Consider the following 24,892-nt stretch of genomic DNA (forward strand, 5'->3'; position numbering starts at 1 on the left):
CGTTTTGCTGCACGGAAACGGGCCACCGGACATCGACAAATCGTCATCCGGCGTCCGGCACCGGCAGCGGCCGCCGCTCGATCGCCGCCGCCATCACCTCCGGGAAGAGATCCGGCGTGCAGGCGAAGGCCGGCGTGTCCAGCGCTGCGAGCGCCGCCGCATGCTCCCGGTCGTACGCGGGCGCTCCCTCGTCGGACAGGGCCAGCAGCGTCACGAACTGCACCCCCGCCGCCTTCATCGCGGCGACCCGCTTGAGCATCTCGTTCCGTATGCCCCCCTCGTAGAGGTCGCTGATCAGCACGACCACCGTCTCCGAGGGCCGGGTGATCTGCGACTGGCAGTAGGCCAGGGCCCGGTTGATGTCCGTCCCGCCGCCCAGTTGCACGCCGAAGAGCACGTCCACCGGGTCGTCGAGCTGGTCGGTGAGGTCGACGACCGACGTGTCGAAGACGACCAGCCGGGTGTCGATCGACCGCATGGACGCCAGCACCGCCCCGAACACGGAGGCGTGCACGACGGACGCCGCCATCGACCCCGACTGGTCGATGCAGAGGATGACCTCCTTCTTCACCGACCGGGAAGCCCTCCCGTAGCCGACGAGCCGTTCCGGCACCACGGTCCGGTGCTCGGGCAGGTAGTGCTTGAGGTTGGCCGCGATCGTGCGGTTCCAGTCGATGTCGTGGTGACGGGGCCGGCCGGTGCGGGTACTGCGGTCGAGGGCGCCGGTGAGGGTGGCCCGGGTGCGGGTGGCGAGCCGCTTCTCCAGGTCCTCGACGACCTTGCGGACGACGGCCCGCGCCGTCTCCTTCGTCGTCTCCGGCATCGCCTTGCTGAGGGACAGCAGCGTGCCGACGAGGTGGACGTCGGCCTCCACGGCCTCGAGCATCTCCGGCTCCAGCAGCAGGGAGGCGAGGCCGAGGCGGCCGATGGCGTCCCGCTGCATGACCTGCACCACGGAGGACGGGAAGTAGGTCCGGATGTCCCCCAGCCAGCGCGCCACGGACGGGGCGGAGGCGCCGAGCCCCGCAGAACGGTCCCGCCGCGACCCCGCTCTGCCGCTCTTGTCGTAGAGCGCGGTGAGCGCCCCGTCCATCGCGGCGTCCCGTCCGGACAGCGCGCATCCGGTGCCGTCGGCCGTGTCGCCGCCGAGCACGAGCCGCCACCGCCGCAGCCGCTCCCCCGCCGGGTCCGTCTCCACCTGCTCGGCCGTCATGTGTCCACCCCCACTAGGTCGTTGTCGTCCGCGTCCGCGACGACGTCGCCGTCCGGGTCCGCGAGGCCGTCGTCCGTGTCCAGGCCCAGCAGGAGGCGGACCACCGGCAGCACGGCGTCCGCGCGTGCGGCGTCGGGCACGGCGGCGAAGCCGGGCACGGACGAGCCGGCCGTCGTCACGGCGCCCCGCCCCCGCGGCCCGCGCCGGACCAGCTCACCGAGGGTGCGGCGCACCCCCGGTTCGTACGCCGAGAAGGTGCGGCGCAGCAGCGGCAGCACGTCCGTGAACGCGTCCGCCGGCACGCCGGTCAGCCAGGCGTCGACCAGGGCGAGCAGCCGCTCGTCGTGGACCAGGAGCAGCCCTCCCCCGGCACCGCCTCCGACGAATCCCTCGATCCACGCGGCCGCGTCCGCCGGTGGCGTCCCCGGGGAGAGCACGAGCGCCATGTGCCGTGCCGTCTCGTCCGCCGCCAGCGCTCCGTCGTCCAGCAGGAGCCGCACGGCGCGGCCCCGTACGACGCCGGCCACGGTGTCCCGGGCGCAAAGCCCCCGCAGCACCGCCTGCCAGCGGGGCCGTAGCTCTCGGTGGCCGGGCGCGGGGTCGTCGCCGAGCAGGCCGACCGCCGCGTGCACGGCGTCCACGTGACGCCGCATCTCCTCGGCGGCGTCGGCGTCCAGCGCGACACACGCCGTGGGCAGGCCGACGAAGACGCGCTCGGCGAGCCCGGCGGCGACCTGGGCGAGCGCTCCGGTGTCGGTGCCGCGCACGTCGCCGTAGCGCAGCGCGCGGACGAGGGCGGGCAGGGCCTGGGCGAGGTGGCCGACGTCCGTGTCGAGCGCCGCCCGGTCGGTGAGGACCCGCATGACCGTGGGCAGTGCGTCCGGCAGTGCGGCCGGCAGGCAGCGTTCGGCGAGCGAGGTGACCTCGGTGAGCCCTCCGGCGGCCACCGCGTCGGCCTCGGCCTTGGCGGTGGCGGCGGCGAGCACGGTCGTGCCCCACACCCCGGCCTCGGCCACCCGCACCGACAGCTCGGGCTCCCAGCGCAGCCGCCAGGTCTCCCGGAACGTGCCCGTGCCGGCCCGCGATCCGGTCGGCTCACCCCATCCGACGCCCAGCAGCCGCAGCCGGTGCAGCAGTCTGCTGCGGCCGGCGTCGGTCTCCTTGCGCAGGTCGAGCTCCAGTTCCCGCTCCCGTGCCTCCGGCTTGAGTCGCAGCCGCCGCTGGATCCGCGCGAGGTCCCGCTGCAAGGGCACCGCGGGCGCCCCCGCCGGCACCTGTCCCAGCGCGTCCCCGACGACCAGGCGGTCGTGCACCAGGGCCAGTGGCACGTCCGAGCCCTCGCACATCACCGCCCGTACGGCATCCGTCGTCTCGCCCAGGCCGGGCAGCGGGCGGCCGCGCATGGCCGCGAGTGTCTCGGCGAGCCGCACCGCCTCGATGACGTGCGCCGAGGAGACGGTCCGGCCCTCCTCCCGCAGCAGTCCGGCCACTTTGGTCAGCCAGCGTTCGACGGGCCGGTCCGGGGCGCTGAACAGATGCCCGTACCAGCCGGGCGAGTCGATGCCCGCCCCGTACCCGCCTGCCCGGGACAGCCTGCGGTGGGTCCAGGGCACCCACGTCATGTCCGTCCTGACCTTGGGCAGTCCCTTCAGCAGGGCCCGGTCGGCGGCGACGGTGACCCTGCGGCGCAGCGCGGGCACGTGCCAGGCCCCGCACACCACGGCCACGCCCGCCTCGTACTCCCGCTGCGCGGCCCGCACCTGGAGCCGCATATGAGCCTCACGGACGAGGTCCCGGTCGTGCGCGTCGGACTCCTCCGTCTCCCGCAGCGCCGCCATGGCCTCCTCCAGAGCGGTGAACGGCGCGAACGGGTCCCCCTCCCCGGTGCCCCGGTGCTCGACGACGTCCTCCCACCAGCGCTCCGGGTCGTCGTGGCCGGCGGTCTGTGCGAGGACGGCCAGCGGATCGGTACGGACACCGGCCCCGGCGTCCGGCTCGGGCCCCTGCCCCGGACCGGTCTCCTCCGTGGTCCCCCCTTGCGGGCTCGGTTCCCCCTCCTCGCTCGTGTCGGGCGGCATGCTCCCGGGAGCGTCCCAGGCGAGCGTGTGGGCGGCCGGGAGGTCGATGAAACGGGCCGGTACGTCGTGCTCGAGGGCCCAGCGGACGGCCACCCACTCCGGGGAGAACTCGGCGAGCGGCCAGAACGCCGAGCGGCCGGGTTCGTCCACGGCGTGGGCGAGCAGGGCGACCGGCGGCCGCATGTCCTCGTCGGCGGCCAGCGGAACGAGGACGTCGGCCTCGGGCGGGCCCTCGATCAGCACGACCCCCGGCCGGGCCGCCTCGAGCGCCGCCCGGACCGCCCGCGCCGACCCCGGTCCGTGATGGCGCACGCCGAGCAGCAGCGGCCCGTCCCCGGGCTCCCACCCGGCTGTCCGCTCAGTGCCCGTCACGCCGTCCCCCTCGCCGCCGGGACCAGGACGAGTCCCCGTCGTCAACCGCCCGGCCGGTGACCGCGAGGGCGGCCGGCTGCCCTGTCCGTACGCGGTTCACGCGCTCACCTCCCGGCAGGCCCGGTAGAAGTCCTTCCAGTCGTCGCGCTCGCGGACGACGGTCTCCAGGTACTCCTGCCAGATGACGCGGTCGGCCGCCGGGTCGCGGACGACGGCCCCGAGGATGCCGGCGGCGACGTCACCCGAGCGCAGCACGCCGTCCCCGAAGTGGGCGGCCAGCGCGAGGCCGCCGGTGACGACGGAGATGGCCTCGGCCGTCGACAGGGTGCCGCTGGGCGACTTCAGCTTCGTGCGGCCGTCGGCCGTCACCCCGTCGCGCAGCTCGCGGAAGACGGTGACGACCCGCCGGATCTCGTCGACGCCGTCGGGCGTGGCCGGCAGGTCGAGGGAGCGGCCGATCTGGTCGACCCGGCGCGTGACGATGTCGACCTCCGCCTCGGCGCTCTCCGGCAGTGGCAGCACCACCGTGTTGAAGCGGCGGCGCAGCGCGCTGGACAGGTCGTTCACCCCCCGGTCGCGGTCGTTGGCGGTGGCGATCAGATTGAAGCCGCGGACCGCCTGCACCTCCTGGCCCAGCTCCGGTATCGGCAGGGTCTTCTCCGACAGGATGGTGATGAGCGTGTCCTGCACATCTGCCGGGATACGGGTCAGCTCCTCGACGCGGGCGGTCATCCCCTCGGCCATGGCCCGCATGACGGGGCTGGGCACCAGGGCGTCGCGGCTGGGTCCGTGGGCGAGCAGCTGCGCGTAGTTCCAGCCGTAGCGGATGGCCTCCTCGGGGGTGCCGGCCGTGCCCTGCACCAGCAGCGTCGAGTCGCCGCTGACGGCGGCGGCGAGGTGCTCGGACACCCAGGTCTTCGCGGTCCCGGGCACGCCGAGCAGGAGGAGCGCGCGGTCGGTGGCCAGGGTGGTGACGGCGACCTCGACGATGCGGCGCGGTCCCACGTACTTCGGGGTGATCACGGTGCCGTCCGGCAGCGTGCCGCCGAGCAGATACGTGGCGACGGCCCACGGCGACAGCTTCCAGCGCGCCGGACGCGGGCGGTCGTCCTGCGCGGCCAGCGCGGCGAGTTCGTCGGCGAAAGCGTGCTCGGCGTGCGGCCGCAACGACTGCGCGGCCGGCTCGTTCGAGGTCGGATCGACGGACGTCGGTTCTGTGGGCACAGACATGGCGGAGTCCCCCTCCAGCTCGGCCGGTTCGGTCTGACAACAACCGTGCACCACACCACTGACAATCACTCTGACCTGCACAAATACCGTGGCCGGCGCTCTCGCGGAGCCGATTGTCAGTGGCACGATCTACCTTCGGAGACATGACTCAGCAGGGGGTGCGCTGGAGCGCGGACCAGGTGCTGGCACTGGCACCTGACGCCGCGTCGCGCAAAGCGGGCAGCAAACTCGGCGCGGCCGGGCCGTGGTCCGAGACGGGGAGTTCCGGCGAAGGGACGATGTGGGGGCTGTGCAAGGGCAGCGGCAGCAAGCCGTATCGGACGGTCGTCGATGTGGCGGACGTGTCCGGGCCCGCGTACAGGTGCAGTTGTCCCAGCCGGAAGTTCCCGTGCAAGCACGCGCTCGGGCTGCTGCTCCTGTGGGCGGGCGACGACAGCGCGGTGCCGCGGTCGGATGCGCCGGACTGGGCGGAAGAGTGGATCGCGGGCAGACGCGAGCGGGCGGGGAAGAAGGGGACGGACGACTCCTCCGATGCCGCCTCCGCGGGCGGGACCGGTGATCCCGAGGCGGCGCGGCGCCGGGCGGAGCGCCGGGCCGAGCGGATCACCGCGGGTGCGACGGAGCTGGAGCAGCGTCTGGCGGACCTGCTGCGCGACGGCCTGGCCGGTGCGGAACAGGCCGGGTACGCGCTGTGGGAGGAGACCGCGGCCCGCATGGTCGACGCCCAGGCGCCCGGCCTCGCGGCCCGGGCACGCGAGTTGGGGGCCCTGCCGGCGTCGGGCCCCGGCTGGCCGGTCCGGCTGCTGGAGGAGTGCGCCCTGCTCCACCTCCTGGACCAGGGCTGGCTGCGCCGCGAGCGGCTCCCGGAGGCGCTGGCGGCGACGGTCCGTTCACGCGTCGGCCTGCCGGCGTCGGCGGACGGGCCGCCGGTGCGGGACCGCTGGCTGGTCCTCGCCCAGTACGACACGGCGGACACGCGACTGACGACCCGTCGCGTCTGGCTGTACGGCACCGATTCGGGGCGCACCGCGTTGCTCCTCTCCTACGGGGCGGCCGGCCGGGCCCCGGAGCTGGCGCTGCCGGTGGGACTGACGCTGGATGCGGAGCTGTCCGCGTATCCCGGGGCGGGCGGACAACGAGCCGCGCTCGGCAGACAGTTCGCGCCGCCCGCCCCGACGGAGACCCGCCCACCGGGGGTGCCGACCTCCCGCGCGGTCGCCCGTTACGGCGAGGCCCTCGGCGAGGATCCGTGGCTGGAGTCGGTCCCGGTGACGCTGGGCCGGGTCGTGCCCGTGCCGGACGGCGACTCGTGGCAGCTGGCGGACGCCGACGAGGACTCGGCGCTGCCGCTGAGCCCGGCGTCCCGCAACCGGCCCGGCCTGTGGCGCCTGGTCGCTCTGGCGGGCGGCAGACCGGTCACGGTCTTCGGCGAGTGCGGCCACCGGGGCTTCACGCCGCTGACGGCCTGGCCCGGCGGTCCGGGCCCGGCGGTGACGCTGTGCTGACGCACCCCACGGAAGGGAGAAACGGCATGACCAGGACACCCGCTCCGGGGGCACCCCCGCCGGACGCCGGGGAGGAGGCTGGGGAGGGCGTCGGAGGGGACGCCTGGGAGGAACTCGTCACCTCGGCCCTGCTCGGCACCCAGCGGCGCGCCCCCCGGGGCTGCGAGCCCGGTCGGGACGCCCCGGTGGCGCTGCTGGACGCCGCGGCCGTGGAGACCGTCCGCAGACGTGCCGGACTGATCCCGGCCCGCGCGGCCCGGCGTCCGGATCCGGCGCCCGACGACGGCCGTCCGCCGCTGCCGGCCGCGGCCGCCCGCCGGCTCACGATGCTCCTCGCCGACCGTCCCGGCACGGCGGGCGGCGGGCGCAGAGGCACGGCACCCGACCTGATGGAGCTGCTGCCCCAGTGGCTGGCGGCGGCGAACGCCCGCGGCTTCGCGGCACCGCCCGAGACGCTCCCGGCCCTGCTGGACGCGGCCCGGGGGCGCACCGACCTGCGCCCGGCGGCGCTGGCCTTCGCGGGACCGCGCGCCCTGTGGCTGGCCCGGCTGAACCCGGACTGGCGGTTCGCCCTGCGCGCCACGGCGGGCGGCGGCACCGCGCTGCCCGGCCCCGGGGCGACCGAGCGGGTGGAGCGGTTGTGGCAGGAGGGCCTGTTCGCCGAGCGCGTCGCCCTGCTGGCGTCCCTGCGCTCCCGCGACCCGGCCGCCGCCCGCGCGCTGCTCGCCTCGACCTGGGCGACGGAGCGCGCCGAGGACCGGCTGATGTTCCTCGACTCGCTGCGGACGGGACTGGAACCCGCGGACGAGCCGTTCCTGGAACAGGCGCTGGCCGACCGCAGCCGCAACGTACGGGCGACGGCGGCGGAGCTGCTGTCGGCACTGCCGGACTCGGCCCTGGCCGCGCGGATGGCGGCGCGCGCCCTGACGTGCGTGTCGCTGGACCGGGCCACGGACCGGCCGGCGATCACCGTGGAGGCGCCGCACGAGTGCGACGCGGGCATGGAGCGGGACGGGGTCGTGGCCAAGCCTCCCGCGGGGCGGGGCGAGCGGTCCTGGTGGTTCGGGCAGCTGGTGGAGGCGGCACCGCTCGGGACCTGGCCGGCCCGGCTGGGCGGGCGCACCCCGGAGGAGATCGTCGCGCTCCCCGTGACGGACGACTGGCAGGGCGAACTGCACGCGGCGTGGTGCCGTGCGGCGGTACGGCAGCGGAACGCCGCGTGGGCGAGGGCGCTGCTGGGGGCGCCCACCGCACCGGAGGCGGGCGGGCCCGGCGCGGTGTCGCTGGCCGAGCGGGCCAAGCTGCTCGGCACGCTCGGTGCCGGTGAACGGGCCGAGTGGGTCGCCGGGTTCATCGCGACACACGGTCTGTCCGAGGCGTTCCAGCTGCTCGGCATGTGCGGGGTGCCGTGGGCTCCGCCGCTCGGACGTGCGGTGGTCGACGCGCTCAACATCGCCCGGGACGCCGGGAGCTACCCCTGGAGCTTCAGCGGCGTCATGGGCCTGGCGGAGCGCTGCCTCGACCCCTCCGAGGCGAGCCGCCTGGACGGGCTGCTGGCGATACCGGACGAACCGGAGGACGCGTCTCCGGGGGCGGGCGGCTACTGGGCGGAAGCGTTCCAGCGCCTGGTCACGACGCTGCGGCTGCGCGCGGCGATGACCGAGGAGCTGGGGGCGGTGTAGGGAGGGCGCGGCGGATGCTGCGCGGCGCCGGCGCCCTACCGGACGGCCGCACGGACCCGCGGTCCGACGCACCCGACGCACCCGACGGCGCCGCGGGCGGGCCGCCGGGACCCGCGCGGTCCGGCCCTCCCCGCGGCGGAGGCGGGTGCGGCCGGCCCCGTCGCCCCGGCCGCTTCCCGGGCTCGGGCCCGCCGAGCGGGCGAGGACGGCACGCCGCACACCGCCGGGTCTTCCGGGTGCCCGGGGCGCTACGCCTCGGCGGGTTCCCGCACGTTCGTGCGCACCCAGTCCACGATCGACGCCGTCGTCGCTCCGGGGGTGAAGATCTCCGCGACGCCCTTCTCCTTCAGCGGGGCGATGTCCGCCTCGGGGATGATCCCGCCGCCGAAGACCAGGATGTCCGCCGCGTCCCGCTCCCGGAGCAGGTCGATCACGGCGGCGAAGAGCGTGTTGTGCGCCCCGGAGAGGATGGACAGCCCGATCGCGTCGGCGTCCTCCTGGATCGCGGTGTCCACGATCTGCTCGGGTGTCTGGTGGAGGCCCGTGTAGATGACCTCCATACCGGCGTCGCGCAGGGCCCGCGCGATCACCTTGGCCCCGCGATCGTGGCCGTCGAGCCCCGGCTTGGCCACCACCACGCGGATCGGACCGGCTGCCACACCCATCACTGCCTCCATGAAGCGACTACATCCATCCGTACCGACAAGTACCGCACACATCACCCATGCCCGTACACAGCCGCACGGTGCGCATGGGCCGCACATTCCGCACCAAGTGCGCGAAGTGCACAGCTTCGCGATACAGACACCCCGGACCACGCCGTCCGGGGGAAGTGAACGAACGTTATCGCCAGCATCCCGCAACCGGCAGTTTCGCGGTGGAGACAGAGGGGGAAATCACACGGTGGGACATGTTCGCCGCGCACCGTCACAGGGTCGCGCGGTGAACACGCGCACGGAGAGCCGCAGCGAGAGCACGACGGACCAGGGCAGCCGCGGACCCCGTCGCCGTATCCGACGGCACCGGAGGGCACAGAGCCCACCGCACTGGCACACTGGTTCCACGTAAACCTCGCAAACACCACCCATCACTGGTGTCACGGCTCTCCACGAGGGCACACGGGGACAGAGGCGTTCCTCCGCGTGCCGACAGGAGGTCGGCCCATGAAGGTCACGACGGCAGCACTGCCCCTTCTCCCGCTCTGTCAGCGATTCCTGCCCGCACTCCCGGCGATCCCGGCGTTCACGGCCCTGCCAGGGCTGCGAGGGCTCCCGGGCCTGTCGACGCTCACCGGCGTGTCGGATCTCTCCGGTCTGGCCGGACTCCCGGGCAGGGTGACGGGGCTCTCCATGACCCTCCTGAAGGCTACGGCGCTGGAGGCCGCGATCCTCGCCGGGCATCTGCTCCTCTATCCCTCCGGCATCGTCCAGGAGCGCCGGCGCGCCCCCGAGGCGTCCCGCGCGGTCTCCCGGGACCCGGAGTCCTCCACGGCGCCCACCGCGCAGCTGCCGGCGCCCGCAAGCCCGCCGGTCGTCCTGCTGCACGGCTTCATCGACAACCGCTCGGTCTTCCTCCTGCTGCGCCGCAGCCTGGCCCAGAACGGCAGGCAGCAGGTCGAATCGCTCAACTACTCGCCCCTGACCTGCGACATCCGTTGTGCCGCCGAGCTGCTCGGCCGGCACATCGAGGAGATCTGCGAGCGCACGGGCCATGACCGCGTCGACGTCGTGGGACACAGCCTCGGCGGACTGATCGCCCGGTACTACGTGCAGCGCCTCGGCGGTGACCTGCGGATCCGGACGCTCGTGACGCTCGGTACGCCGCACGCCGGCACCCGGGTGGTGCCGCTGGCGAACGCCCACCCCATCGTGCGCCAGATGCGTCCCGGCTCAGCGGTGCTGGAGGAGCTGGCCCTGCCCGCGCCGGGCTGCCGTACCCAGTTCGTCAGCTTCTGGAGCGACCTGGACCGGGTGATGGACCCGCTGGAGACCGCCTGCCTCGACCACCCCGACCTGACCGTGCAGAACGTCCGGGTGAGCGGCATCGGCCACCTGGCCCTGCCCGTGCACCCGGCCGTGGCCACCGGCATCCGGCAGGCGCTCGACACGCCCGGCTCCGGGGCGGACGCGGGGGCCGGCCGTCGCTCCGGCGGACTGACCGTCGCCTGACGGCGGCCCGAGAAGGGAACTTTCACCCGATCGGCCCCCAGAGCGGCCCCTCCGAGGCACCTGCCGAAACACCCGCCGAAGCGGTCATCACGGTGATCACCACGGAGATCACCGTGGAGGCCGCCCCGGCGGCGCTCACCGCGACACACCCGCCCCCACCTCGAACAAACGTCGAACACAAAGCCAAAGTCGCGCCCGCCGTCCCCCAAAACACGGCCGATTGCCCGTTTCCTGCGTGGGCGAAACCTGCAGAAGATTGTCGCGCCCGCATACCGCCGGGTACAGTCGCCGCACTGCTCTGGCAGCCCTGTTGTCGAGGCGAAAGAGAAGTTGGTGAACGACCGTCACCCGTCGGGGGGCATGACCGCCCCGGCCTCGGCTTCCGACGCCGACCCGGCGCACTACGCGCCGTACGGCACCGGTGAAGCCCAGTACGGCGACCTCACCACGTACGGCGGCTACGACGCCACCGGTTTTGCCACCGGACCCCACGCCACCGCGACCTTCGCCGCGGACCCGCTCTTCGGCAGCCTCCCGGACCAGAACACGGGCGGTTACGACACCACCGGCTCGTACGACTCCACCCAGTGGGCCACCGGCAGCCACCAGACGCCGCATCACGACGCGTACGCGGCCCAGCACCACGCCGCCTACGACACCGGCGCCTACGACACGACGGCGTGGACGGCCGGTGGTCAGCAGCCGGTCATGGTGCCCTCGCAGGCGACGAGCGTCGAGTCGACGGGCCAGTGGGACACGGCCGCCTGGACCCAGCCCGACCAGTCGGGTCAGCCCGCCGACGGGACCCAGCAGTGGGACTGGGGCACCCAGACCTTCGCCACGGGGACCTTCGCGACGGACGCATTCGGGACCGGGTCCTACGACACCGGTTCCCTCGACACAGGGGCCCTCGACACCGGTTCCCTCGACACCGGTTCCCTCGACACAAGCGCCTTCCAAGGCGTCGCCTTCGGCACCGGCACGTTCGACACCGGCGCCTATGACGCCACGCAGTGGAACTCCGACGGCGCGGTGCAGGACGTCACGACGGACCCCACGGCGCACACCGCGACGGACACCGCCCCGGCCGCCGCCGAGGAACCCGCCCCGCGTGACGACGGCTTGACCGCGACCGGCGAACTGCCCGCCGTGACCACGCTGCTCGAGGAGCAGGAAGAGGTCGTCCCGGTCCCCCGGGTCCCGGCCGCCCGCACCGCCTCCCGCAGCGGGGCGCGTTCGCGTCGGCGTCAGCCGGCCAAGCGCTCGGCGCTGCTGACCATCGCCGTTCCCTCGGCCTGCGTGATGAGCGTCGCCGGCATCGCCGCGGCCTCCGTCGGCGGCCTGGGCGGCGAGGACGGCCAGGAGACGACGGCGTCGGCCGCGGACGGAGCCGGCAGCGACGCCGCGCCGGTGAAGCCGTCCGCCGCCAACAACAAGCTGGACACCCAGCTCGCGAGTCTCTCCGCCGGCGCCGACGACTTCGCCGACCGGGCCAGCCGGACGCAGGAGCGCATCGACCTCAAGGCCCAGCAGGCGGCGGAGAAGAGGCGGGCGGCGGAGGAGGCGGCCCGTAAGGAGCGGCTGCGCCCCAAGTTCGCGCTCCCGGTCGAGCAGCACGGCCTCAGCGCCTACTACGGCCAGGCCGGCATCAACTGGATGTCCGCGCACACCGGCATCGACTTCCCCGTGTCGTACGGCACGAAGGTGATGGCGGCGACCGACGGCACGGTGCGCACGCAGTACAACGTCGCGTACGGGAACATGCTGATCCTCACCGCGAAGGACGGCACGGAGACCTGGTACTGCCACCTCTCCAGCTACCAGGTCCCCTACGGCGCCACGGTCAAGGCCGGCGATCCGATCGCGCTCTCCGGTGACACGGGGAACTCGACGGGACCGCATCTGCACTTCGAGGTGCGGCCCTCCGGCGGTGGGGCGATCGACCCGCTCCCTTGGCTGCGCAGCCACGGCCTCGACCCGCAGTGACGGAGTAACTTCTCAGCGGATCCCGGCGGTTCGGCGGACCTCCGCGGAGGTCCGCCGCTCCCACCGCGTCCTCAGAGCTTCTCCACCGGCGCGTACCGCAGCAGCAGCCGCTTCGGCTTGGTGTCCCCGAAGTCGATCGTCGCCTCGGCGTTCGCCCCCGTGCCCTTGACCCCGACCACCGTGCCGAGCCCGAACTGGTCGTGCGTGACGCGGTCGCCGACGGCGAGCGAGACCGCCGGCTTCTCGGAGGCGGAGCGGCGCGTGGCGAAGCCGGACGCGCCCGAGGCCGAGGAGCGGGAGCGGGACGAGGAGAGCGAGGCCGCCACTCCGGAGACCGGTGCGGAGGGCGCGGGCCCGTTCGCACCCGTACGCTTCCACTCCAGGTGGGGCGCCGGAATCTCCTCGAGGAAGCGCGAGGGCGGGTTGTACGAGGGCTGTCCCCAGGCGCTGCGCAGTGTGGACCGCGTCAGGTAGAGCCGCTCCCGCGCCCGCGTGATGCCGACGTAGGCGAGGCGGCGTTCCTCCTCGAGTTCCTTGGTCTGGCCGAGGGCGCGCATGTGCGGGAAGACGCCGTCCTCCATGCCGGTGAGGAAGACGACCGGGAATTCCAGGCCCTTGGCGGTGTGCAGGGTCATCAGGGTGACGACGCCGTCGCCGTCCTGCTCGTCGGGGATCTGGTCGGAGTCGGCGACCAGGGCGACCCGCTCCAGGAAGTCGGCCGGCGTGCCGGCGCTCTCCCCCTCGGCCTCGGCCCGTTCCTGCTCGAACTCGAGGGCTACGGCGGCGAGTTCCTGGAGGTTCTCGATGCGGGTCTCGTCCTGCGGGTCGGTGGAGGACTGCAACTCGGCGAGATAGCCGGTGCGTTCGAGAATGGCCTCGAGCACGGTGGCCGGTCCGGCACCGGACTCGACGATCGTGCGGAGGTCCTCCATGAGCGCGTTGAACCGCTTGACGGCGTTCGCGGAGCGCGCGGCCATGCCGTACGCCTCGTCCACGCGGCGCAGGGCCTGCGGGAAGCTGATCTTCTCTCGCTGGGCGAGCGCGTCGATCATCGCCTCGGCGCGGTCGCCGATGCCGCGCTTGGGGACGTTGAGGATGCGGCGCAGCGGCACCGAGTCCTCGGGGTTGGCCAGGACGCGCAGGTAGGCCAGGACGTCCCGGACCTCCTTGCGCTCGTAGAAGCGGACGCCGCCGACGACCTTGTAGGGCAGGCCGACGCGGATGAACACTTCCTCGAAGACACGGGACTGGGCGTTGGTGCGGTAGAACACGGCGACGTCGCCGGCCTTCGCCTCGCCCGCGTCCGTGAGGCGGTCTATCTCGTCGGCGACGAACTGGGCCTCGTCGTGCTCGGTGTCGGCGACGTACCCGGTGATCCGGGCGCCGGCGCCGGCGTTGGTCCACAGGTTCTTGGGGCGGCGGGACTCGTTGCGCTCGATGACCGCGTTGGCGGCGCTGAGGATCGTCTGGGTGGAGCGGTAGTTCTGCTCCAGGAGGATCGTCGTCGCGTCCGGGTAGTCCTCCTCGAACTGGAGGATGTTGCGGATGGTGGCGCCGCGGAAGGCGTAGATCGACTGGTCGGCGTCGCCCACGACGCACAGCTCGGCGGGCGGGACCTCGGCCTCGGGCGGCACGTCGACGGGGTGTTCGGCGGGGGTGCCGACCAGCTCGCGCACCAGGGCGTACTGGGCGTGGTTGGTGTCCTGGTACTCGTCGACCAGGACGTGCCGGAAACGGCGGCGGTAGTGCTCGGCGACGTCCGGGAAGGCGCGGAGCAGATTGACCGTCGTCATGATCAGGTCGTCGAAGTCGAGGGCGTTCGCCTCGCGCAGCCGCGACTGGTAGAGCGCGTAGGCCTGGGCGAGGGTCTTCTCGAAACCGTCGGCCGCCTGGGCGGCGAAGTCCTCCTCGTCGATCAGCTCGTTCTTCAGGTTGCTGATCTTGGCGCTGAAGGACTTGGGCGGGAAGCGCTTGGGGTCGAGGTCCAGGTCACGGCAGACCAGGGCCATCAGGCGCTTGGAGTCGGCGGCGTCGTAGATCGAGAACGACGACGTGAAGCCGAGCCTCTTGGACTCGCGGCGCAGGATGCGGACGCACGCGCTGTGGAAGGTCATCACCCACATCGCGTTGGCGCGCGGGCCGACGAGCTGCTCGACGCGCTCCTTCATCTCGCCCGCGGCCTTGTTGGTGAAGGTGATCGCGAGGATCTGCCCGGGGTGGACGCCCCGCTCGGCCAGCAGGTGGGCGATGCGGTGGGTGAGCACCCGGGTCTTGCCGGAGCCGGCGCCGGCCACGATGAGCAGCGGGGAGCCGGAGTGCACGACGGCGGCGCGCTGGTTGTCGTTCAGCCCCTCGAGCAGCGCGGCCGGGTCCAGGACGGGGCGCGGGGCGCCGTCCCGGTAGTAGGAGTCCCGGTCCGGCGGCGTGTCGAACTTCCCGCCGAACAGATCGTGCGGAACGGGCTCCGTTCCGTGATCGTCCTCGGGCGGCGGCGGGGGTTCCTCCTCGTGACCGCGCGGGGTCTGGAGGCTCGCCAGGAAGCTTTCGTCAAAGAGGCTGCTCATCGCTCTCCGAGTCTAGGGCGCCCCACCGACATCCGGCCGCCACCCCGGAAATCGGCCGGGATTCCGGAGATCGGGACTCTCGGATCAGGCTCTATCACACGCAGTGACCCTCACACTGAAGGTCACGAAAATGTATCGGGCATATCGCCCGGCAACCTTCCCAGGGGCCACACGAGTTGGCTACGGTGCGGGGCAGGTCGCACGCCCCCTCCGGCGAACGTCGCCGGGACGCGCGGCCTCCGCCGAGTCCGGTGTGCCGCACGGCGCACGGAGCCGGGGACCCAACCGAATTCCTGGGGTGAATCGGCCCACCGTCCTCGCCGGGCGGCGCCGTAGGGCACACCTTCCGAACACACCGCCCGAACCCTCCCCCGGTGCCTGGACGGCCTGGGAGGCACCCCCATCGCTGACCCGGTAGGCGGAGCACGGAAGGAGTCGCCTCCCTTGGCGTCGCACCGCAAGTCGCGCCCCACCGGTTCGCGCGTCGCAGGCATACGGACCCCCGCCCTCGCCACGGCGGCCCTGACCTCCGTCGCCCTGCTGTCCCAGACGGCCGACGCCACACCGTCGGACGACCGGCCCACCCTCGAGGAGGTGGAGAAGAAGGTCGACGACCTCTACCGCCAGGCCGGGTCCGCCACCGAGAAGTACAACGCGGCGAAGGAACGGACCGCGAAGCAGCGCGAGCGCGTCGACACCCTCCTCGACGACGTCGCCCAGCGCACGCAGAAGCTCAACGACGCCCGCGAGCAGCTGGGCTCCTACGCCTCCGCGCAGTACCGCACGGGCGGCATGGTCCCGTCGGCCGCGACCTTCCTGCTGGCGGACTCGCCGCAGGACTACGTCGACCAGTCCCAGCTGATGAGCCGGCTCACAGGCCGCCAGAAGGACGCGGTCGACGACTACGTCACCCAGCAGTCCGAGACGATGAAGAAGCGCCGGGAGGCCACCGAGAGCCTCGAGACGCTCACCGACTCGCAGAACGACCTGAAGAAGGCCAAGGCCACCGTCCAGACGAAGCTCGCCGACGCGCGCGAGCTGCTGTCGACGCTGACCGCCGAGGAGAAGGCCCGGCTCGCGGCGATCGAGAAGAAGAAGCAGGAGGAGGCCGCCCGCAAGGCCGCGGAGCTGGCCCGGCAGCAGGCCGAGGAGCGGGAGCGGCAGGAGCAGGCCGCCCAGCAGGAGACCGGCACCTCGACGGGTTCCTCCGGCTCCACCGGCTCGTCCGGTACGGACACCGGCGGCACGGGCACCGGCTCGTCCACGCCGGACCCGTCGTACGGCACCAAGGCCGAGAAGGCGCTCGCCTTCGCCCGCGCGCAGATCGGCAAGCCGTACGTCTGGGGCGCCACCGGCCCCGGTTCGTACGACTGCTCCGGTCTCACCCAGGCCGCCTGGAAGGCGGCGGGCGTGACGCTGCCGCGTACCACCTACGACCAGGTCGACGCCGGCACGACGGTCTCCATCTCCCAGGCGCAACCCGGTGACCTGGTCTTCTTCTACGACGACATCAGCCACGTCGGTGTCTACATCGGCAACGGCATGATGATCCACGCCCCGAAGCCGGGCGCGTACGTCCGCGAGGAGTCGGTCTACTACGACGGCGAGTCGTCGATCCACAGCGTGGTGCGTCCGGCCTGACGGGCGGTGCTCTCTAGCATCGACCCATGTCATCGGGCACTAGTCACCCTCTGCGCGCCTGGTGGGCGCGGCGTCCGCCGGCGGCCGGGGCCGCGGTGATGGCGACCGGCATCGTGTCGATCGGCCTCCACCTGACGCACCACGAGCTGCTGTCCCGCATCATGCTGGTCCTGGCCTGCGCCGCGTGGCTGGCGCTCGCGGCGAACTTCGCCTCGCTGCTCCTGACCGACCGGACGAAGTGGGTGACGCAGGCCGGCACACCGGGTGCGCTCACCGCCGTCGCGGCGACGTGCGTGGTCGGCACCCGTTTCTCGCTGCTCGGCTGGACGGCCCTGGCGGCGGCGCTGCTGGCGCTGTCCGCGCTGCTGTGGCCGGGGCTGCTGCTGGTGGTCGTGCGGCACTGGGAGCGGCGGATGCCGGGGGCGGTGTTCCTGGGCTGCGTGGCGACGGAGGGCCTCACCGTGCTGGGGGCGACGCTGGCCGCGTCGACCTCGACGGCCTGGCTCGCGCACGCGGCGCTGGTGCCGTTCTGGCTGGGGCTCGTGCTCTACGTCGTCGCGCTGTTCCGCTTCGACCTGCGGCAGCTGGCCCGCGGCTTTGGGGACCACTGGGTCGCGGGCGGCGCGCTCGCCATCTCGGCGCTCGCGGGGTCCAAGCTGCTCGCCGCGGCGGACACGGGGATGTACCTGTGGAACGACGACGTCGAGGGTGTGCTGCACGACGCGACCGTCGCCCTGCTGGTGCTCGACCTCGCCTGGTACGTCGTCCTCTTCGTCTGCGAGGCCGTGTGGCCCCGTCCCCGTTACGACGTGCGCCGCTGGTCGACCGTCTTCCCCCTCGGCATGACGGCGGCGGCGACGCTGTCCGTCGCCGCCGCCGTGGACGTTCCGTGGCTGGATGTGCCGGGTCAGGTCCTGGTGTGGATCTCGGTGGCCGGGTGGCTGGCGGTCGCGGTGGGGGCGGTCGCCTCGGCCCGGGCCGGGCTGCGCTCCGCCGCGGCGGCCGAGGACGTCAGGTCCACAACACGGCGATGAAGATGTTCACCAGGGTCAGCAGGCCGACGAGGCCGAACAGCGGCTTGTCCACCTTCTCGTCGTCGCGCTTCACGTAGACCAGGCCGAGGATCACGATCAGCACGGCCAGCTTGACGCCGATCTTGACGTTGTCGACGGAGTAGTCCTGGGCCTGGTTGAGGCCGACCAGGACCGCTCCGGTGACCAGCATCGTCAGGGCGCCGTGCAGCATGGCCGGGGTGAAACGGGCGGTGCCCTGGCCCATCGCCTTCATCTGGGTCAGGAAGCCGCCGAGGAGCGCCGCGATGCCGACGATGTGCAGACCGACGAAGAGGTGGATGAGTACGTCCATGAGGCCGGAGCCTAATCAGCGGCCGGGCACGCTCCGACACCGGCCCGGTCCGCCGGGGAAGGCGTGGGCGCATATATGCACCCCATAGCAGCTCACCGTCCTCACATGTCCCCGATCCGGCGTTTCGGTCATCACCCTGCGTGAAGACGGCGGCCTCCGGCCCGGTCGGCGGTCACGTACGGTCGCCCGCCGGTCCGGTACCGCCAGTTCCGCGCAATCCGTCACCGGCTCGTTACCGACCGGCCTAGCGTCCTTCCGCAGATGACCGGCCCGGGCAGCGGGCGGCGCACGGCACGGAAGGACGTGGATCCCTGGTGGCAGCGCATCGCAGGCCACGGAGGCGGCTGACCGGCACCGGGACGGGCGCCCGCACCGCCGTCACGGTCACCCTCGCCGGCGCGGTCGGCGCGGCCGGGCTGGGCGGGACCGGGCACGCCGATCCGGAACCGACGCCGGCGCAGGTCAGGGCCCAGGTCGACAAGCTGTACCGGGAGGCGGAGGTCGCCACCGAGAAGTACAACGGCGCCAAGGAGAAGGCCGACGCGGCCGAGCGGCGCCTGGAGGAACTGCGCGACGAGGTGGCCCGCAAGGAGGACCGGCTGAACGCGACGCGGGAGACGCTGGGCGCGGTCGCGGCGGCGCAGTACCGCAGCGGCGGACTCGACCCGGCCCTGCAGCTCGTGCTCTCCGCCGGCCCGGACCGGTATCTGGAGGGCGCCGAGTTCGTCGAGCGGGTGGGCAGCCGGCAGGCGGCCGCCGTCGGCCGGGCACGCAAGGAACTCCGGGACGTGCAGCAGTTGCGCGGGGCCGCCCGGACCGAGCTGGCCTCGCTGAAGTCGCGGCAGGCCGAGCTGAGGCGGCACCGCGCCACCATCACCGGCAAGCTGGAGACGGCACGCCGTCTGCTGTCCCGGCTGACGGCCGCGGAACGCGCCCGCCTCGTCCCCGCCCCGGACCGCGCCGACCGCTCGGCGGGCGCCCGCGAGGGCCTCGCGGCCTCCGCCCAGGCGCCGAACCCCCGCGCCGCGGCGGCCGTCGCGTACGCCTACCAGAAGCTCGGCAGCCCCTATGTGTGGGGCGCGACCGGCCCCGACGCCTTCGACTGCTCGGGCCTGACCCAGGCCGCCTACCGCGCCGCGGGCGTCTCCCTCCCCCGGACGACGTACGCCCAGATCGGTGCGGGCCGCCGCGTCTCCCGTGCCGAACTCGTCCCCGGGGACCTGGTCTTCTTCTACTCCGGCATCAGTCACGTCGGCCTCTACGTCGGCAACGGGCAGATGATCCACGCCCCGAACCCCTCGGCGCCGGTCCGCGTGGCCCCCGTCGACTCGATGCCCTTCGCGGGGGCAGCGCGGGTGGCGTGAGGCCGGCTTCCCGCCGGAACGACGCGTGCGCGGACCCTTGCCAGCCCAAGGGTCCGTGCTTACCCTCGCGGTTGGCGGAGACGCGAAAGCGCTTTCCTCTTCTCTTTGTTTGTCATGCTCAGATCAGCCCGGCACTTCGTAGCCCCTTTGCCGAGCTGAGCACGTACAGCAAGCCGCTGCCACCCCGCACGTCACCGCACCACGGAACCAGCCGGCCGGTCTGTGAAGAAACCGCTTAATGCACCGCGGGCGGCAACCTTCCAGGCACGGCGGACCACAACACCTGCGTGCGGCGAGCGCCGCCGCGCGAGACGAAAGGTGAGGCGAGATGAGACGACCAGTCGCCATACGGCTCTCGGCCGCAGTGGGCACGCTGGCCCTGGCGGCCGCGACCACCGCGGTCCTGTCGGCGCCCGAGGCGTCGGCCGCGGCCGGCGGCGCCACCGGCTACGCGACGCAGAACGGCGGCACGACCGGCGGCGCGGGCGGGCAGACCGTCCGCGCCACCACGGGCACCGCCATCCACGAGGCCCTGTGCAACCGGGCCTCCAGCAGCACCCCGATCGTCATCCAGGTCGAGGGCACGATCAATCACGGCAACACCAGCAAGGTCTCGGGCGACAGCTGCAACACCGCGGCCGACAAGATCGAGCTCAAGCAGGTCAGCAACATCACGATCGTCGGCGTCGGCAGCGGTGCCGTCTTCGACCAACTGGGCATCCACATCCGGGAGTCCAGCAACATCGTCATCCAGAACGTGACCGTCCGGAACGTCAAGAAGTCCGGCTCCCCGACCTCCAACGGCGGCGACGCCATCGGCATGGAGAGCGACGTCCGCAACGTGTGGGTCGACCACGCCACCCTGGAGGCGTCCGGCGGGGAGTCGGAGGGCTACGACGGCCTCTTCGACATGAAGGACAACACCCAGTACGTGACGCTGTCCTACAGCATCCTGCGCAACTCCGGCCGCGGCGGCCTCATCGGCTCCAGCGAGAGCGACGTCTCCAACGGCTACGTCACCTTCCACCACAACCTCTACGAGAACCTGGACTCCCGCGCGCCCCTGCTGCGCGGCGGCATCGCCCACATCTACAACAACCACTACGTGCACCTGAACGAGTCCGGCATCAACTCCCGGGCCGGGGCGAAGGCCAGGGTCGACAACAACTACTTCGAGGACTCCAAGGACGTTCTCGGCACCTTCTACACCGACGCGGCCGGCTACTGGCAGGTCAACGGCAACATCTTCGACAACGTGACCTGGTCCGAGCCCGGCGAGGACAACAACCCGGCCGGCCCGGACCCGAAGTCCAACACCAGCGTCGGCATCCCGTACTCCTACAGCCTGGACGAGGCGTCCTGCGTGCCGGGCATCGTGAGCCGGACGGCGGGGGCGAACAAGGGGCTTCTGGTGTCCGACGGCAGCTGCTCGGCCCAGTCTCCGGACCCGACCGACCCGACGCCGGACCCGACGGACCCCACCCCCGGCCCCACCGACCCGACCACGCCCGCCGGCACCAACCTCAGCCTCGGGGCCGGCGCCGACGGCTCCTCCAAGGCCAGCGGCACGAGCTACGGCAACGTGCGCGACGGCGACCTCGGCACCTACTGGTCACCGGCCGGCTCGACCGGCTCCGTCTCCGTGAAGTGGGGCACCGCGACCACCGTCTCGAAGATCGACATCCGGGAGGCGGCGGGCAGCGCGGGCACCATCGGCTCCTGGCAGGTCGTCAACGGCGACACCGGCGCCACCCTGGCCTCGGGCACCGGCGCGGGGGTCATCACCTTCCCCGCGACCTCGCTGAAGAAGGTCACCTTCACGATCACCGGCGCGTCGGGCACCCCGAAGGTCGCCGAGTTCGAGACCTACGCCGGATAACCGGCCCGCCCCCGGGACGCCCGCCGGCCGTCACACCAGCCGGCGGGCCGTCGCCCAGCGGGTCAGCTCATGGCGGTTGGACAGCTGGAGCTTGCGGAGCACCGCGGAGACGTGGGACTCGACCGTCTTGACGGAGATGTACAGCTGCTTGGCGATCTCCTTGTACGCGTAGCCCCGGGCGATCAGGCGCAGCACCTCGCGCTCGCGCTGGGTGAGGCGGTCGAGGTCCTCGTCGACCGGCGGGGCGTCGGTGGAGGCGAAGGCGTCCAGCACGAAGCCGGCCAGGCGCGGGGAGAAGACCGCGTCGCCCTCCTGGACGCGGAAGACGGAGTCGATGAGGTCCGAGCCGGTGATCGTCTTGGTGACATAGCCACGGGCACCGCCGCGGATCACGCCGATCACGTCCTCCGCCGCGTCCGACACGGACAGGGCGAGGAAGCGGACGGGCCGCTCGGCGTCGGCCATCAGGGGGGCGCAGCGACGCAGGACCTCGACGCCGCCGCCGCCCGGCAGATGGACGTCGAGGAGGACCACCTCGGGGCGGGTCGCGGTGATGACGGTGACGGCCTGGTCCACGTCGGCGGCCTCTCCGACGACCTCGACGCCGGTCTCGGTGGTCTGGCCGATCTCGGCCTGCACACCGGTGCGGAACATGCGGTGGTCGTCGACGAGGACCACGCGCACGCGGCGCTCCCCGGCACCCGCGTCCGCCGGTCCCGCCGTTCCGTTGCCCTCGGTCGGGTCGCTCATGACGTCTTCTCCGCCCTCTCCATCTCCAGCTCGACCTCCGTGCCGCCGTCCGGCACCGCGCGCAGCCGCGCCGTGCCGCCGTTGCGCTCCATGCGGCCGATGATCGATTCTCTGACGCCCATGCGGTCGGCGGGTATGGAGTCGAGGTCGAAGCCGGGGCCCCGGTCCCTCACGGACACGAAGACCGTCCTGCCCTCGACCTCGGCGTAGACCTGAACCGCGCCGCCCTCGCCACCGTACTTGGCGGCGTTCACCATAGCTTCGCGTGCCGCCTGCATCTGTGCGCCGATCCTCTCGTCGAGCGGGCAGTCGCCGACGACCACGACCTCTATGGGCACACCGTGCTTGTCCTCGACCTCCGCGGCGTTGCGCCTGACCGCGTCGGCGAGGGTGGTGGGCTCGTCGTCCTCGTCCTTGCCGTTGCCCTCGGGCTTGTAGAGCCAGGCGCGCAGGTCGCGCTCCTGGGCGCGGGCCAGGCGGCGCACCTCGCCCGCGTTCTCCGCGTTGCGCTGGATCAGGGTGAGGGTGTGCAGGACCGAGTCGTGCACATGGGCGGCGACCTCCGCGCGCTCCTGGGCGCGGATGCGCATCAGCCGCTCCTCGGACAGGTCCTGCGTCATGCGCACCAGGTAGGGGCCGGCGAGGAGCGTGATGCCGACGAGGACGGCGAGCGCGGCCTGGAGCACCGAGCCGAGGTGGGCGGCCGAGCCCTGCAGGACGAAGATCGCGGAGACACCGGCCGTCACCAGCAGGACGCCGGCCACGGAGCGCAGCAGCGTGACGGTGCGCCGGTCGCGGCCGACCTCGGCCCAGCGGGCCCGGCGGGCGTTGTCCGCCTGGCGCCAGACGAGGGCGACGCCCGCGCCGACCAGCACGACGGGCCACAGGTATGCCTTGGCGCCGTTGCCGAGATTGACGTTGCCCACGAAGACCATGGCCACGACGACCATGAGGAGCAGGGCGACGATCTGGCCCTTGTCCGGCTTGCGGGCGACGAGTCTGCGCCGGCCGTCCGGCGAGGTCTCCGCCGTGACCAGGGACGGCGGCTTCTGTGCGTCGACGCCGCCGACACCGAGGGGGACGAAGAACCAGAAGGCCGCGTAGAGCAGCGCACCGAGGCCGTCGGCCATGAACAGGCCGACGAAGACGAGCCGCACCCAGATGACGGGCAGCCCGAGGTGCCCGGCGAGCCCCCGCGCCACGCCACCGAGCCAGCGTCCGTCGCTGCTGCGGTAGAGCTTGCGCGGCGGCCGCGGTTCGACAACGGGAGGTGCTGCGGCGTCCGGCATGCCAACGATGGTCACACGGCGGGGCGGAGGGGAGCATCAGGGTCGGCCCCGGAGACTCCCCTGATCTTCGGGCCGGGCGCGCCTCGAACGCTCCCCGGCCGCCGTCTCAGGGCCGATATCAGGGTCCGACCAGGGTCGCACCGGCTGCCGTCACGGCGTCGCGCCCGTCACCATGGACTCATGACAGATCACGAGCACGCCGCGAGGGGCCGGGGACCCGGCTCCGGGCCGCGGGACGCCGCGTCCGCGGCGTCCGCCGCGGACGCCGGTGACGCCCCGGGGTCCGCTGGCGGCGGCGCGGCCGGCCCGGACGCGGCGGAGCCTCCCCGCGGGTTCCGCCGCGACCGGCGGCACAAGACGCTCGCCGGGGTGTGCGCCGGGCTCGGGCGGCAGTGCGACATGGATCCGGTGATCTTCCGCATCACGCTCGCGGTGCTGGCCGCGACCGGGGGCCTGGGCCTCCTCTTCTACGGCTTCGCCTGGCTCTTCGTCCCCTATGACGACGAGGAGGAGAACGAGGTCCGCAAGCTGCTGACCGGCCGGGTCGACGGCCAGGCCCTGACGGCCGTGCTGTTCGCCCTGGTCGGCTGCGGGGTGTTCCTGAGCATGCTGAAGAACGGCGGGGTTCTCTCCTTCGCCGTCATACTGTCCCTCCTCCTCGCGGGGGCGGGCTACTGGTCGCGGCAGCGCGGCGCGCCCGGCCCCGACCCGCTCGCCGCCCAGGCCGTCGCCGACGCCCCGCCCGAGGCCAAGGCACCGCCGACCGCCGCCGCCTACCCGTCCTGGTGGCGCGACCCCATCGTCAAGGACGGCACCCACGTCGGCGGCACCGGATATCTGTGGGGCCCCCGGGACTCCCGCGACCGGGACGTCGCGGCGGCCGTCAACATCGGACGCGGCGCGTACCGCGACCGGGAGACCCCGGCCGACCTGTCCTCCCGGCGCACCCGGCAGCGCGGCGTCCACGGCATCGGCGGCTTGATCTTCCTGCTCGCGCTCCTCGCGGGCTTCCTCGGCACCCGCCTGACCTGGGACGACCAGCCGCTCGGCACCAGCCTGCAGACCGGTCTGGCCTGCGCGCTGGCGGTCTACGGCGTGGGGATCGCGATCAGTGCCTTCCTGGGCCGTACGGGAGCCGGTTCGATCTTCCTAGCGATCATCACGGCGGGCCTGCTGGCCGGGTCGGCCGCCCTGCCGAAGGACGCCGGCACGGAGTGGACGCGGAGCACCTGGGCGCCCACGGCCGTCGCCGACGTCCGCGAGCAGTACGACGTGGGCACCGGCACCGGCACCCTCGACCTGTCCGGCCTGGAGCTGGCGCAGGGGCAGACGCTGACCACCCGGGCCGACGTCGGCGTGGGGCGGATACGCGTGATCGTGCCGCCGGACGTGACCGTGCGGCTGAGCGCCGAGGTGGGCGTGGGCGACATCCAGCTCCCGGGCGACGACTCGAAGGACGTGGACGTGGCACCGGGCAAGCACACGGAGGTCACCCTGGCCCCCGACAAGGGCGTCGCGAAGGCCGGCACGCTCGACCTCGACCTTCAGGTCGGCCTCGGACAGGCGGAGGTGTCCCGTGCTGCGTCATGACTTCCAGCCCGGCAGGCTGATCGCCGGCACCTTCCTGACCCTGGCGGGGGTGCTCTACGCCGGGGACGCGGGAGGCCTGTGGGAGACGCCGTGGTTCGTGATCGTCCCGGTGGTCAACGGCGGCCTGTGCGTGGCCGGCGTGGTCGGGATGGCGGCCCAGTCGGCACGCAGACGCCGGCGGGCGCTGCGCACGGACGGGCGCCCGGACTGACGGCG

The 24,892-nt window shown here is 73.1% G+C and carries 18 protein-coding genes; 10 read left to right on the plus strand and 8 right to left on the minus strand.

Translation table 11 applies throughout. The features are described 5' to 3' along the window. Window positions 1-43 precede the first annotated feature (43 nt). The 3 genes from AB0E77_RS01630 to AB0E77_RS01640 all read right to left on the minus strand — a co-directional run bounded on the left by AB0E77_RS01630 (window position 44) and on the right by AB0E77_RS01640 (window position 4,893). Window positions 44-1,213: a VWA domain-containing protein gene (locus AB0E77_RS01630; protein ID WP_361564012.1), complete on the minus strand. Its 1,170-nt coding sequence runs from the start codon at window positions 1,211-1,213 to the stop codon at window positions 44-46. Continuing rightward, entirely contained in the window at window positions 1,210-3,663 is a 2,454-nt protein-coding gene (locus tag AB0E77_RS01635) for a DUF5682 family protein (RefSeq protein WP_361564014.1), read from the minus strand. Before AB0E77_RS01635 ends, AB0E77_RS01630 begins: the two co-directional genes overlap by 4 nt. A gap of 96 nt (window positions 3,664-3,759) precedes the next feature. Next, window positions 3,760-4,893 (minus strand): AAA family ATPase, encoded by a 1,134-nt coding sequence (locus tag AB0E77_RS01640; protein ID WP_361564016.1) that lies wholly within the window; start codon window positions 4,891-4,893, stop codon window positions 3,760-3,762. 143 nt (window positions 4,894-5,036) lie between these two features. Here AB0E77_RS01640 and AB0E77_RS01645 point away from each other — a divergent pair, with 143 nt between their 5' ends. After that, a complete protein-coding gene (locus AB0E77_RS01645) occupies window positions 5,037-6,398 on the plus strand; it encodes an SWIM zinc finger family protein (protein WP_361564019.1) in 1,362 nt (453 codons plus the stop codon). Between the two features lie 26 nt (window positions 6,399-6,424). Continuing rightward, entirely contained in the window at window positions 6,425-8,080 is a 1,656-nt protein-coding gene (locus AB0E77_RS01650) for a DUF5691 domain-containing protein (protein ID WP_361564021.1), read from the plus strand. A gap of 248 nt (window positions 8,081-8,328) precedes the next feature. Here the strand turns inward: AB0E77_RS01650 and AB0E77_RS01655 are convergent, their stop codons facing one another. After that, on the minus strand, window positions 8,329-8,745 hold the full coding sequence (locus AB0E77_RS01655; RefSeq protein WP_361564023.1) for a cobalamin B12-binding domain-containing protein: 417 nt from the start codon (window positions 8,743-8,745) through the stop codon (window positions 8,329-8,331). Between the two features lie 498 nt (window positions 8,746-9,243). Between AB0E77_RS01655 and AB0E77_RS01660 the strand changes: the two genes are divergently transcribed. Together AB0E77_RS01660 and AB0E77_RS01665 are read left to right on the plus strand one after the other, a co-directional pair. Then, on the plus strand, window positions 9,244-10,248 hold the full coding sequence (locus AB0E77_RS01660) for an alpha/beta fold hydrolase (RefSeq protein WP_361564026.1): 1,005 nt from the start codon (window positions 9,244-9,246) through the stop codon (window positions 10,246-10,248). A gap of 333 nt (window positions 10,249-10,581) precedes the next feature. Next, window positions 10,582-12,234 carry a M23 family metallopeptidase gene (locus tag AB0E77_RS01665; RefSeq protein WP_361564028.1) on the plus strand — a complete coding sequence of 551 codons (1,653 nt, stop codon included), beginning with the start codon at window positions 10,582-10,584 and terminating at the stop codon, window positions 12,232-12,234. A 71-nt stretch (window positions 12,235-12,305) separates the two neighbouring features. Here the strand turns inward: AB0E77_RS01665 and pcrA are convergent, their stop codons facing one another. Next, window positions 12,306-14,798 (minus strand): DNA helicase PcrA, encoded by a 2,493-nt coding sequence (gene pcrA, locus AB0E77_RS01670; protein WP_361564030.1) that lies wholly within the window; start codon window positions 14,796-14,798, stop codon window positions 12,306-12,308. Between the two features lie 444 nt (window positions 14,799-15,242). Between pcrA and AB0E77_RS01675 the strand changes: the two genes are divergently transcribed. Together AB0E77_RS01675 and AB0E77_RS01680 are read left to right on the plus strand one after the other, a co-directional pair. Next, window positions 15,243-16,439 (plus strand): NlpC/P60 family protein, encoded by a 1,197-nt coding sequence (locus tag AB0E77_RS01675; RefSeq protein ID WP_361564033.1) that lies wholly within the window; start codon window positions 15,243-15,245, stop codon window positions 16,437-16,439. 26 nt (window positions 16,440-16,465) lie between these two features. Continuing rightward, complete coding sequence (locus AB0E77_RS01680; protein ID WP_361564035.1) at window positions 16,466-17,473, plus strand: tellurite resistance/C4-dicarboxylate transporter family protein; 1,008 nt, start codon at window positions 16,466-16,468, stop codon at window positions 17,471-17,473. Here AB0E77_RS01680 and AB0E77_RS01685 read toward each other — a convergent pair. Further along, on the minus strand, window positions 17,451-17,804 hold the full coding sequence (locus AB0E77_RS01685) for a hypothetical protein (RefSeq protein WP_161164878.1): 354 nt from the start codon (window positions 17,802-17,804) through the stop codon (window positions 17,451-17,453). The genes AB0E77_RS01680 and AB0E77_RS01685 overlap by 23 nt on opposite strands. A gap of 314 nt (window positions 17,805-18,118) precedes the next feature. Here AB0E77_RS01685 and AB0E77_RS01690 point away from each other — a divergent pair, with 314 nt between their 5' ends. Beyond that, entirely contained in the window at window positions 18,119-19,168 is a 1,050-nt protein-coding gene (locus AB0E77_RS01690; protein WP_361564038.1) for an NlpC/P60 family protein, read from the plus strand. Window positions 19,169-19,496: 328 nt separating this feature from the next. Further along, window positions 19,497-21,047, plus strand: a complete 1,551-nt coding sequence (locus AB0E77_RS01695) for a polysaccharide lyase family 1 protein (RefSeq protein WP_361564041.1) — start codon at window positions 19,497-19,499, stop codon at window positions 21,045-21,047. Between the two features lie 30 nt (window positions 21,048-21,077). On the opposite strand, the gene AB0E77_RS01700 is transcribed toward AB0E77_RS01695, so the two are convergent. Next, entirely contained in the window at window positions 21,078-21,797 is a 720-nt protein-coding gene (locus AB0E77_RS01700) for a response regulator transcription factor (RefSeq protein ID WP_361564043.1), read from the minus strand. Then, window positions 21,794-23,086, minus strand: a complete 1,293-nt coding sequence (locus AB0E77_RS01705) for a PspC domain-containing protein (RefSeq protein ID WP_361564045.1) — start codon at window positions 23,084-23,086, stop codon at window positions 21,794-21,796. Before AB0E77_RS01705 ends, AB0E77_RS01700 begins: the two co-directional genes overlap by 4 nt. Window positions 23,087-23,266: 180 nt before the next feature. Between AB0E77_RS01705 and AB0E77_RS01710 the strand changes: the two genes are divergently transcribed. Then, window positions 23,267-24,676: a PspC domain-containing protein gene (locus tag AB0E77_RS01710; RefSeq protein WP_361564048.1), complete on the plus strand. Its 1,410-nt coding sequence runs from the start codon at window positions 23,267-23,269 to the stop codon at window positions 24,674-24,676. Continuing rightward, entirely contained in the window at window positions 24,663-24,887 is a 225-nt protein-coding gene (locus AB0E77_RS01715) for a hypothetical protein (protein ID WP_361564051.1), read from the plus strand. The genes AB0E77_RS01710 and AB0E77_RS01715 overlap by 14 nt, the downstream gene beginning before the upstream one ends. Window positions 24,888-24,892 lie beyond the last annotated feature (5 nt).

Origin of the sequence: Streptomyces sp. NPDC032940, from assembly GCF_040636935.1 — a bacterium.
Lineage (GTDB): Bacteria > Actinomycetota > Actinomycetes > Streptomycetales > Streptomycetaceae > Streptomyces.